The sequence below is a fragment of the Dietzia sp. DQ12-76 genome, from assembly GCF_014145045.1.
GTDB lineage: Bacteria > Actinomycetota > Actinomycetes > Mycobacteriales > Mycobacteriaceae > Dietzia.
In genome coordinates, this window is record NZ_JAALDV010000442.1 from 1 (window position 1) to 11042 (window position 11042).

The 11042-nt window shown below is 68.4% G+C and carries 12 protein-coding genes and 1 pseudogene; 6 read left to right on the plus strand and 7 right to left on the minus strand.

What is annotated here, in order from left to right:
- A partial coding sequence (locus G6019_RS14320; RefSeq protein WP_182627856.1) for an FAD-dependent oxidoreductase occupies positions 1–614 on the minus strand: 614 nt, incomplete at its 3' end.
- Between the two features lie 79 nt (positions 615–693).
- On the opposite strand from G6019_RS14320, the gene G6019_RS14325 reads away from it, so the two are divergent.
- The 3 genes from G6019_RS14325 (at position 694) to G6019_RS14335 (ending at position 3531) form a co-directional block, all read left to right on the plus strand.
- Positions 694–1110, plus strand: a complete 417-nt coding sequence (locus tag G6019_RS14325) for a rhodanese-like domain-containing protein (protein WP_107757427.1) — start codon at positions 694–696, stop codon at positions 1108–1110.
- Between the two features lie 67 nt (positions 1111–1177).
- Positions 1178–2386 (plus strand): O-succinylhomoserine sulfhydrylase, encoded by a 1209-nt coding sequence (locus G6019_RS14330; protein ID WP_107757426.1) that lies wholly within the window; start codon positions 1178–1180, stop codon positions 2384–2386.
- Between the two features lie 5 nt (positions 2387–2391).
- Positions 2392–3531, plus strand: coding sequence for a hypothetical protein (locus G6019_RS14335; protein ID WP_194305770.1), 1140 nt, complete (start codon positions 2392–2394; stop codon positions 3529–3531).
- Positions 3532–3549: 18 nt separating this feature from the next.
- Here the strand turns inward: G6019_RS14335 and G6019_RS14340 are convergent, their stop codons facing one another.
- The 6 genes from G6019_RS14340 to G6019_RS14365 all read right to left on the minus strand — a co-directional run bounded on the left by G6019_RS14340 (position 3550) and on the right by G6019_RS14365 (position 8764).
- The gene (locus G6019_RS14340; RefSeq protein ID WP_107757424.1) at positions 3550–4179 is read right to left on the minus strand and encodes a hypothetical protein; all 630 of its coding nucleotides are present in this window, start codon (positions 4177–4179) and stop codon (positions 3550–3552) included.
- Positions 4180–4348: 169 nt separating this feature from the next.
- On the minus strand, positions 4349–5977 hold the full coding sequence (locus tag G6019_RS14345) for a hypothetical protein (RefSeq protein ID WP_182612055.1): 1629 nt from the start codon (positions 5975–5977) through the stop codon (positions 4349–4351).
- Between the two features lie 83 nt (positions 5978–6060).
- Positions 6061–6513 (minus strand): signal peptidase I, encoded by a 453-nt coding sequence (locus G6019_RS14350; RefSeq protein WP_309230259.1) that lies wholly within the window; start codon positions 6511–6513, stop codon positions 6061–6063.
- Positions 6514–6611: 98 nt separating this feature from the next.
- The gene (locus G6019_RS14355) at positions 6612–7271 is read right to left on the minus strand and encodes a hypothetical protein (RefSeq protein WP_182612056.1); all 660 of its coding nucleotides are present in this window, start codon (positions 7269–7271) and stop codon (positions 6612–6614) included.
- A gap of 51 nt (positions 7272–7322) precedes the next feature.
- Complete coding sequence (locus tag G6019_RS14360) at positions 7323–8024, minus strand: SipW-dependent-type signal peptide-containing protein (protein WP_159078016.1); 702 nt, start codon at positions 8022–8024, stop codon at positions 7323–7325.
- A gap of 77 nt (positions 8025–8101) precedes the next feature.
- Positions 8102–8764 carry a SipW-dependent-type signal peptide-containing protein gene (locus G6019_RS14365; protein ID WP_159078015.1) on the minus strand — a complete coding sequence of 221 codons (663 nt, stop codon included), beginning with the start codon at positions 8762–8764 and terminating at the stop codon, positions 8102–8104.
- Positions 8765–9154: 390 nt separating this feature from the next.
- Here G6019_RS14365 and fgd point away from each other — a divergent pair, with 390 nt between their 5' ends.
- From fgd to G6019_RS17425, 3 genes and pseudogenes are all read left to right on the plus strand, one after another.
- A complete protein-coding gene (fgd, locus tag G6019_RS14370; RefSeq protein WP_182612057.1) occupies positions 9155–10174 on the plus strand; it encodes a glucose-6-phosphate dehydrogenase (coenzyme-F420) in 1020 nt (339 codons plus the stop codon).
- A complete protein-coding gene (locus G6019_RS14375; protein WP_107757418.1) occupies positions 10171–10809 on the plus strand; it encodes a suppressor of fused domain protein in 639 nt (212 codons plus the stop codon). The genes fgd and G6019_RS14375 overlap by 4 nt, the downstream gene beginning before the upstream one ends.
- A 3-nt stretch (positions 10810–10812) precedes the next feature.
- A pseudogene (locus G6019_RS17425) lies at positions 10813–11042 on the plus strand (methylated-DNA--[protein]-cysteine S-methyltransferase); the annotation flags it as partial.

The following is an 11042-nucleotide window of genomic DNA, read 5'->3' on the forward strand; positions in this document are numbered from 1 at the left end:
CCGCGCCGACCGGTCACGGTGACGACCCGGGTGGCGCTGGTGCCGAAGCCCTCGCGGACGTGGGCGGGAATGTCGGTGGCCTCGAGCTGCTCGGGGGTGCGCACCAACATCCGCGCGATGTCGAGCGCGACGTTGCCCACACCCACCACCGCGGCGCGCTCGGCGGTCAGGGCCCACGTGCGGTCCGCGTCGGGGTGGCCGTCGTACCAGGTGACGAACTGCGCGGCGCCGTAGGAGCCCTCGAGGTGCTCCCCGGGGATGCCGAGTTCGCGGTCGGCCAGGGCGCCGGTGGCCAGGATGACCGCGTGGTAGAGCCGGGGCACGTCGTCCACCGTCAGGTCCCGGCCGAACTCCACGTTGCCGAGGAATCGGATCCGCGGATCGGTGACGATCGCCTCCAGCGTGCGGGCGATGCCCTTGATCCGGGGGTGGTCCGGTGCGACACCGTGGCGCAGCAGACCGTACGGTACGGGCAGTTTGTCCAGGCAGTCCACGACGATGTCCCTGCCGTGCTGGTCGGCCCACGCCAGCAGGGCCTCGCAGGAGTAGACGCCCGCCGGTCCGGATCCGACGACGGCCACTCTGATGGGGGCGGCGGAGGGGGTCGGTGCCATGGCCCGATCATGGCACGGGGGCGCGTCCGGCGGACCTCGACCGGGCGGACTGGTGGCGGGGGGAGCATAATCAGGGCCCATGAGCGATTACGCCGGGGACCTCGCGCCGCACCAGGCGTGGGATCTGCTCGCCACCGACCCCTCCGCCGTCCTGGTGGACGTGCGCACGAGCGCCGAGTGGCAGTGGGTCGGGGGCGCGGACCTGTCCGAGCTGGGCAGGCGCGTGGTGGGAATCGAGTGGATGACCTCGGCGGGGGAGCCCAATCACCGCTTCCTGGAACAGCTCGCGCAGGCGGGGGTGGACTCCGACACGCCGGTGTTGTTCCTGTGCCGCAGCGGGCACCGGTCGGCCGCCGCGGCGAGCGCCGCCACCGCCGCCGGACTGGGTCCCGCCTACAACGTCGCCGAGGGGTTCGAGGGAGATCCGGACGAGCAGGGCCACCGCGGTTCGGTCAACGGGTGGAAGGTCGCGGGCCTGCCCTGGCGACAGTCCTGATCCGCCTGACCGGCCGCGAGTACCGACCCGCCACCCGCAACACCGACAACACACAGGAAAGCAGCGGATGAGAAACAACGAGCTCCCCGACGGACTCCACCCCGACACGCTGGGCGTGCGGGCCGGGCAGATGCGCACCGGTTTCGAGGAGACCACCGAGCCGATGTTCCTCAACTCCGGCTACGTCTACGAGTCCGCCGAGGCGGCCGAGGCGTCGTTCAACGGCGACATCCAGCGGTTCGTCTACTCCCGCTACGGCAACCCCACCGTGGCGATGTTCCAGGAGCGGCTACGACAGATCGAGGGCGCCGAGGCGTGCTTCGCCACCAGCTCCGGCATGTCGGCGGTGTTCGTCTCGCTGGCCGCGCTGCTCGGCAACGGTTCGCGGCTCGTGGCCTCGCGAGCGTTGTTCGGCTCCTGCTACGTCATCTGCGCGGAGATCCTGCCCCGGTGGGGCGTGGAGACGGTGTTCGTTGACGGCGCCGACCTGGACCAGTGGCGCGAGGCACTCAGCCAGCCGACCGACGCCGTGTTCTTCGAGACCCCCTCCAACCCCATGCAGGAACTGGTGGACGTGCGGGCGGTGTGCGACCTGGCGCACGAGGCCGGCGCGCAGGTGGTGGTGGACAACGTCTTCGCCACCGTCCTGCACCAGAAGCCACTCGAGCTGGGCGCGGACATCGTGGTCTACTCCGCCACCAAGCACATCGACGGTCAGGGCCGGGTCCTGGGCGGTGCCGTGTTGGGCCCGGAGGAGTACATCGCCGGACCCGTGCAGAACCTGATGCGTCACGCAGGGTTCGGTATGAGCGCCTTCAACGCCTGGGTGTTGCTCAAGGGCCTGGAGACCATGGGCCTGCGGGTCGAGCGGATGTCCGCCAACGCGCTCGAGGTGGCGCGGTTCCTCGAGTCACACGACGCGGTGGACTGGGTCCGGTACTCGATGCTGCCCTCGCACCCCCAGTACGACCTGGCGAGGCAGCAGATGTCGGGCGGGGGGTCGGTGGTGACGTTCGGCCTGAAGTTCGACGACGACGAGGCGGACCGGGGCAAGGGACGGTGCTTCTCGCTGCTCAACGCGCTGAGGATCATCGACATCTCCAACAATCTGGGCGACGCCAAGACCCTGGTCACCCATCCCGCGACCACCACCCACGCGTCGATGGAGCCCGAGGCGCGCGCCGCCGTGGGCATCGCGGACAACGTCGTCCGCCTCTCGGTGGGCCTGGAATTCGCCGGAGACCTCATCGACGACTTGCGTAGGGGTCTAAACTAAGTTTCATGCGGTCACATGGCGGCGCGTCCCGGACGAGGGTGGCGGTGCTGCCCGCCGCGCACCCCGCCGTGCGGCGCATCACCGGGCTGGGGTGCTCGGAGCAGATCGAGATCGTGCCGATGCGGCCGGGCGTGGTGAACGGTGAATCGCACCCCGGTACGTACGCGAGGGACCCCGCTCCACCCCCCGATCAGGACCTGGACCACGTGGACGTGGCCCACGTCCACTTCGGCTACGACTACCTCAATCCGGAGAGCGCCCGGGACGTGATCGAACGCCTGTCACGGGCCGGCGTGCCGATGGTGTTGACCGTGCACGACATCGTCTACCCCTCCCACGAGGACGCGCAGCCACACCGCAGTCACACCGGCATGCTCGTCGGGGCCGCGACCCAGGTGCTGACGCTCACCGAGGTCGCGGCGCGGGAACTGTGGGTGCGGTGGGGCGTGGACGCCATGGTGGTGCCGCATCCCAGGCTGCTCGACGAGGCGGAGATCTCCGCTGCCATCCGCGCGTCCCGCCATCTCCGGGCTCCCGGGGACATCGTGGTGGGGGTGTTGTTGGAACGGATGGGCGAGAACATCGAGGGCCCGGAGCTCCTGGACCTGCTGGCGCCGGTGGCGGCCGGCCGACGCGGTGCGCACCTGCGGATCGTCGTGGAGTCCCAGGCCTGGCGCGACGCGTGCGGCGAGGACCGCGAGAGCGGCGGGCACCACCTGGTCGCCGAACTCGCGGCGGAGGGCGGGTGGGAGTCGGTGCGGCTGACCCGTTACGAGGCCCGGGACCTCGGGCCGTTGCTCGCCGAGTTCGCCGCCCTGGACGTGTGCGTGCTGCCGTACCGCTTCGCCACCCACTCCACCTGGTTGGAGATGTGCCGGGACCTGGGGGTGGCGCCGGTGCTCCCGGCCGTGGGGTTCCTGCGCGAGCAGTGGTTCGACCGCTGCGATCCGGACGAGCACTCGGGTGAGGTGTACGATCCCCGGGATCCCGGCAGTCTGACGTGGGCGGTGCACACCGCGATCGACGAACCCCGGTCGGCGCCGCCGCGCGTCGTGGGCGCCGATCCCAGGACGGTGATGGCCACGCATGAGCGGGTGTACCGGGCCGCGGCTCGTCGACGTGAGGCGGCCAGGGACGTCTCGTGAGGTCTGATGTCGCGAGCGTCAGGTTCCGGCGTCTGCGCGGGTGATCTCGATGGGCCAGGCGAGCATGAGTACCGAGTCGGGGGCCGGGGACGCCGAGTCCATGCTCAGCTCGAGGCACACGGTGACGGGCGGTCCCGCGGTGGTGCGGGTGGCGGCGGGAAGCACGATCGGTTGGCCGGCGGTGGCGGCGTCCACGGGTTTGGGCTGGCCCGCGTCGCCGACCAGGATGCTGGGGGCGCCACTGGCGAACGTGGGCGCGGCGCAGGCGCCTCCACTCGTGGTGACGGCCCGGATCCTGACCTCGGCGGCAGTCGTGGGGTCTCCCTCCACCAGCGCGCCCCTGTCGATCACCACGTGGGCATCCGCGCGGGAGTCGACGCTCGTCCGGAGGGTCAGGGGCTGGTACGCGGACCGGGTGCGCAGCGCCGCGGTGTCCACCCGGACGGGGAAGTGCCCCCCGTAGCTGGAGATGGGCGCGGTCCAGGTGGTGCCGAAGTCGGTGGAGGCCTGCACGGACCAGGATGAACTGCGCAGGGCCTGCTCGCGGGCGTCCTCCCCGCGGTCCTGGAGGACGAGCGTCGCGCCCAGTGCACAGGCGGAGGCGGAACCGAGGGCGACCAGCGCGGTGGCCGCGTGTCGAATCCGCATAGCTCCTCCGAAAGCCATCACCCGGCGGTCGGACCGGGAGAGGGGCTCCGGTGCGGGTCGACCCGCGATGACCGCCGATTCATCCAGGTTATGGCCGTCAGTAGCCGAATCGTTACATCTACGTCCGGTGCGTGGCGAATCTCACCGACTGCCACGGTCGAGGGGCGCGTCAACGGACGTACACCACCGTGCCGGTCTCCCGGTTGACGGCGGCCCATCGCCACCCGTCGGAGTCCGGATCACTCGACGCGAGGGTCCTCCACACGCCGCTCGGGCGGGTGCCCTCGTTGATCCAGGTGTCCAGCGCGGGGAGGGCGGTGGGGGCGTCGGAGGGGACTGTGGCGCCCTTGACGACGACGTCGAGTTCCGTTCCGTCGGCCTCGACTGTTCCCACGGTCTGCGTCTGGGCGGTCGCGGACAGGGTTCCGGGCTCGGTGGGGATGGCGGTCGCGTGGGAGGTGCTCGTCGTGGTGTTCGACGTCGTCGCTGGCGGGGTGGCGGTGGCGGTCGGTGTGGCGGAGGTCGTTCCGGCGGTCGTGTTCGTGTTCTCGCCGGACGGGTCCGGCGGTGCCGCGGTGGAGGTGTCGGTGCCTGTGGCGCGGTCGATGGGCGACGTCACCGTGGTCCCGGTCGGAAGAGTGGTGGTCTCGGACTCGGCCTGAAGAGCCATTCGAGAGGACACGCCGACGGTGGCGTCGGCCGGAGATGTGCCGGTGGAATCGTGGGTTACTGTCTGAAGTCGTCCATTGGCGTTCGGAACGACGGTCTGCCACTTCTCTGGCCACCCGAGCTGGTGCGGGTCCCCCCGCCAGGTTCCGGCGCGCATGGGCATAGGGGAGGTGCCGTTGCTGAAGCCGCATTCGGATCGAGTGATCGGGAGATTGATCTGGTCGATGAACGTGGCGTTGTCGCTGCTGCCGCCACCGGCGCTGTAGACCTGAATGACCATGTCCATTTCGGCTAGTGCGTAGTAATCGGTCAGGAAAGTGTTCTTGCGGATATTGGCCAGGAGAACGAAAGAGGCGTCTGGGGCTGTGCCCCAGAAGTTGTTATTGACGTTGTAGCGCGCCCATTGGTTGGTTGTGCCGTCGTACCGCACTGCCGAGTCGTCACTGTTGGGGATGAACGACTTGATGCTCTGTTCGCGGTTGTAGGAATAGTTGAGACTCCCGGTGTGGTTTGCGAGCTCCAGAACGCTGTTGTTCTCAGTGATGGTGGCAGAGGACGTGCCGTCGGGAAAACACTGAGCGATGGAGCCGAACCCGCTCACATTTACCCGCGCGGTCTTGGTGCCTGCTCCGGAGGCAACGATCGAGTACGTGTATCCGACGGTGTTCTGATGAGCGACGAGCCGGGGGGCAGGGTTGGACCCTGCAGAACACGTGGTTGTGGTGGCGGTCATACTCGCTGGCGTCGGAAATGACATGCAGTGTGAAGCATGGGCGGGTTGAGTTTCTCCCTGGAATGGCCCTGAAGGAAACCTTCCCATCCAGAGATCGTCGCCCGTGTTCCTCGAAGGGACGATTTCGGAAGAGGTCGGACTGCCGAAGCTGCTGCGGTTGTCATCGGCACCAGTGGCGAGAGGGGATCCGGTGGGATAGGACAACGTGAAGTTGCGGGTGACGGGCTGTTGAGGGCTGCTCATTCCGATCGAGTTCGGGAGGCCCGCATCCCGATCCCCACGCATCTTCCATCCTGGATCGGTGACCCGGGTGAAGCCCTCCATCCAGCGGGCCTGTGCGGACGCCTGGCCGATCTCACGATCGGTCCAGGAGGCCTCGGTGAACTGGGCGGTCATCGTGGCGCCCACCGTCAGACCGAGCACCCCGAGGACAACCGTCGAGGCCATCGCCAGTCGGGTCGTCAGGGGTCGTCGGCTGCTCACGAGACATTCCGTTTCCTGGGCCAGAAAGCCCATGTCACCAGCAGGGCCATGGCAAGCGTCGTCCCCGCCATGACAGTGGGGTTCTGGGCCTTGGCCACGAAGTAGCCCAGGCCGGGTGTCGACCACAGCACCTTGCGGACGGAACTGACTTCGTAGGCCTGCGGATCTTCGGTGTCGTTGGCGTCACCCTTCATTCGGATCACGTACATACCCGTGGCCGCGGGTTCTACGGCCGTCACCCGGTGGGTGACCGGAAGCTGGCCGGGACGGTCGATAGTGGTCACATCCCCGACGCGGACGTCTGCAGCGGGCTTCTCCTGGACGACGGCGAGCGAACCCGTCGGGATGGTCGGGCTCATCGAACCGGTCTTGAACATGATCAGCGAGATGTTGAAGGCGAACGCGCAGATCACAGCAATGATGCAGAGGATGCCAGCGAATGACAACACCGAGAGGAGGGCGTCAGAGAGGCGGGAGACCGCCGACCCCCGGGGCCTCATGTGGTGGGTCGCCTGATCCGGCTGCTGTGGGTGAGTCGTACCGAGTGTCATATGGCCGCCGATGTCGCGTTGAAGGTCCAGCGGACGGTTGCGACCGCACCATTGGTGAGACCGCTCGGGGGTGTGCTGGGAAGACTGAATTCGTAGCAGAGGTATGTCGGCGTGCCAGTGGCCGGCAGCGTGAACTGTCCCGCTGAATTCGGTGCGGAGAGCATGGTTCCGAAGTTGCCGGCCAGGTCTCCGGCTGAGCCCACGACGAAGGTGGCCCCAGAGGCGAAGGAACTCAGGGCGCAGGTCGTAGAGGCTGTCCGCACGATGCGCATCCGGAACAGGCCTGCTTGGGTACTGGGCGCGACCTGAACGCCAGCAGACATGGTGACGGTCCCGCCGACGGTCGATCCCGGCGCGACGCGGAGGCCGAATCGGGAATAGGACCGGGTCGAGCCCGGGATCACGTCACCGACCGCCGGCTGAAAAGTCGCCGCGGTGCTCTCGGTGAAGTGGTCGGTCCAACCCGAGTTCGCATCGGCGGTGACATTGCCCTGGACGTTCCAGTTGGTGGAGGTGAAAACGCCTCGGGAGAACTCGCGGTCGACGAAGCTCGCCATCGTCCCACCGGCTGGAGTGATTGCTAACGCTGCGCCTGCAGCCGCCGCCGTCGCGAGGGCGGCGAGTCCGATGCGGGTGCGTGCTAGTGGGGCAGACATCGGTCTCACCTCCTTCTTTCATGACGTCTGGGATCGTGGCGGCTGGGACTGCTATGGGGTCGATTCCGCCGAGAATTCCCAGGTCGTGGTAACCGGGGTCGTGAACGTCCACGAAGGATCGTTGGGGGCCACATTCGCCGGTTGTGGCTGCATGGTCACGGCAAAGCACACCGAGACCGGGGTCGTGGAGGGGGCTCCGGCGTTGCTGAGGGTGAAAGACGGAGGAGTCGCCGGCGCGGTGTAGTTCATGGGCACTCCCGCCCCGTCCGGTGACGGCACCAGTGGGGTTCCACCGGTGAAGGTCCCAGCCGCGCAGGTCGCGGGCGCGATTCCGGTTCGCGCTTTCCAGCTGAGCTTGGGCATCAGGTTGGTGGTGTCACCCGTACTGGCGGTTGATCTGATGTGCACTGTTGCGCCGTAGCTCGCCCGGGTGGGGTCTATCCGGAGCGAGAAGGGCGCGTACACGGTGGAACCGGGCGAGAGGCTGTTGAAACCGGTGGAGAACTGTAGCTGCGCGGCGCCCGCGGCCGTGTAGTGGTCAGTCCACGTGCCGTTGGCCGGGGGGGTGGAAGTGCTCTCGTTGCCTTGGATGTTGAACTGCCCCGAGGTGAAGACGCCGCGTGCGAACTCGGAATCCGTCCATGCCGCGAGCGTGCCCGCAGCGCCGAGACCGAGCACGAGGCCGCCTGCGAGCAGCGCGCGAACGCGGCGACGGCGATCGGTTGTCGAGGCGGGAGAGGGGGAATCGGACACCCGTCGTCCTTTCACTACATGGGAGAGCGGAGGGCGTGGCGGGACTCACCGCAACGCCCCCCGCGATCAGAGACGGATCAGGTGGCCGGGACAGACTCGCCGGTGAACTGCCAGACGACTGGGCCGGTCGTGAGCGCCTGCATCTCGTCGGCGCCGTTGGCCTCGGTATCCGGGAGGGTCACCGCGAAGCACAGGTGCCGCGGGTCCGCCTGCTCGGCTCCTACCGTGAAGGCAGCGGACTCCCCGACGCCGAGAGCCGACTGTGCATGCCACGGAGTGCCGGCGCCGAAGACCGTCGCGTCGCAGACACCCCCGGCAGCGATCGTCCGGACCTCGTACCGGAGGGCGTTGAACAGGGTCTGATCCCCCGTGCTGGTCGCACCGGCCAGGGTCACGTCAGCAGAGGTCGACGTCGTCAGCGCCGTGGCGATGGAGATCGGCGCGTAGACGGTGTCGCCGGGAGCCATGTTCATCGGGGCGATCACGAACGACAAGGCGCCACCGTTCGCCTCGTCGTAATTCTCATAGCCCGCAGCGGCGTCGCCGTAGACGTTGCCCTGGAGCTCGAAGGAGCCGGTACCGAACTCGCCGAAGGAGAACACATCATCGGACCACGCGGCCAGGGTCGCGGCGGCACCGAGGCCGAGGACCACGCCGCCGGCGAGAATCGCCTTGCGCTTGCGGCTGCGCTCCTGCTGTCTGAGCTGGGCGTCAGGGGGGAGGGGGTGGTTGGCGTTCACGTGACGCGCCTTTCCGTGGGGGCCGCCAGTCGGGCCCGAATCTGATGTGGTGTGTCGGCCCCGTACGCATTCGAACGCTGATCGACGTCGGGCCTCGATGGCCCCGTAAGAGGATTGCACATATTTCTTCACAATCCAATTGGATTGGCAAATCCTTATCGGCGCTGTCAGGTGTACCGGCTTGCCCGCAGGCGAGCCTGAGTAGGCTCCCAACTGGTGAACCTCGCAAGCGACCTCAGCTTTTTATCAGCATTTTTCGTGGACGCCGGGGCGAGGCCCTCTCGGCGTCACGCCCGGAACTCCCGGGCGCTACCGCTGGCATACTCGGCTGTAGTGCCCCGACCACAGCGTCGGTGACCTCACGCTCACACAACCTCTGAGGAGTCGTCGATGCCCCCCACCTCCGCCCTGAAGCTCGGGTACAAGGCCTCGGCCGAGCAGTTCGGCCCGCGCGACCTGGTCGAGTACGCGGTCCTGGCGGAGCAGTCAGGGATGGACTCGGCGACGGTCTCGGACCATTTCCAGCCGTGGCGTCACGACGGCGGGCACGCCCCGTTCTCCCTCGCGTGGATGACGGCCGTGGGGGAGCGCACCGAGCGACTGCAACTGGGCACCTCCGTGCTCACGCCCACATTCCGCTACAACCCGGCGGTGCTCGCGCAGGCCTTCGCCACCATGGCGTGCCTCTACCCGGGCCGCGTGTTCCTGGGCGTGGGCACCGGTGAGGCGCTCAACGAGATCGCCACGGGCCATCAGGGCGAGTGGCCCGAGTTCAAGGAGCGGTTCGCCCGCCTGCGCGAATCGGTCCGCCTCATGCGCGAGCTGTGGACCGGCGAGACCACGTCGTTCGAGGGTGAGTACTACACCACCAAGGACGCGTTCCTCTACGACGTTCCCGCCGAGGGCGTCCCGGTCTACATCGCCGCCGGCGGCCCGGTGGTGGCGAAGTACGCCGGACGCGTCGGCGACGGCTTCATCTGCACTTCCGGCAAGGGCATGGAGCTGTATACCGACAAGCTGCTGCCGGCCGTGGAGGAGGGCGCGGGGATCAATGATCGCGACTCCTCCCGGATCGACAGGATGATCGAGATCAAGATCAGCTACGATCCCGACCCGGCCGCGGCGCTGGAGAACTGCCGTTTCTGGGCGCCGCTGTCGTTGACCCCCGAGCAGAAGCACTCGGTGGACTCACCGCGGGAGATGGAACGCCTGGCCGACGAGCTGCCGATCGAGCAGGTGGCCAAGCGGTGGATCGTGGCCTCGGACCCAGACGACGCCGTGGCGCAGGTCGAGCACTACGTCGACGCGGGCCTGAACCACCTGGTGTTCCACGCGCCCGGCCATGATCAGAAGCGCTTCCTCGACCTGTTCAAGACCGATCTCGAGCCGCGGTTGCGTGAGCTGGCGTGATCGGCGAAAGCACAGCGCCGGTCCCTGACAAGGCGAATCTCTCCGGGCTTGAGGGCCTCTTCGGCGAGGCAGAGTCGGTTCGCGTCCTGCACTACCCGCACGAGACGGAGGCCGACGAGGAGGGCCAGACCACTCAGTGGCACTGCGACGTCGTCGTCGTCGACAACGTCCCCGCCCCCGGGTTCACCACCTACGCCACCGTCGGTGCCCGCGAGTTGCCCACCAACGTCACCACGCCCGAGGGGCGACAGATCCGCAGTGAGTTCGTCACCGTGGGTCGCACCGGCCACCGGGCCATGGCCGACGTCCTGGACGCGTGCGCGCTGGCCGTGGCCTCAGGATCCATCCACGTGGCACCGGGTGCGGTGATCCCGAACGCGGTGGGGATCGTTGATTCCGGTCGGCGCTGCGAGCACCTGGTCCTGGCGCCGCCGTTCCTGTGGCCCCGACTGCAGGTGGTCGACGAGACCGGCGGGCCGGACGGAACCGGGCCGCTGCTCACGCGACTACAGGCGGTGCCCATCACCACCGCCGAGATGTCGGCGGTCGCCCGCGACGGCGCCGACTCCTTGTTCGAGCGCCTCGACACGGCCGGTGCCGACGTCACCGACCCGGACCGGCCGAGCGTGGTCTGAGGCGTGACCACCACGCGCGGGACCACAGGGAGGGCCGTGCGGGTGCTCGACACGCCCGCCGGATGGGTGGTGATCGAGGCCACCGCGACCGGCGTGTCGCGCCTGGACCAGGTGGGGACGGACCCGGCCGGTGCGGACCGGGACCTCGCCCCACGGTTCCCCGTGGAACCATCCGGTGACGAGGTGAGCGGCGCCGACCCCGGCGCGGCGGCCGACCACCTCGATCGGCTGGA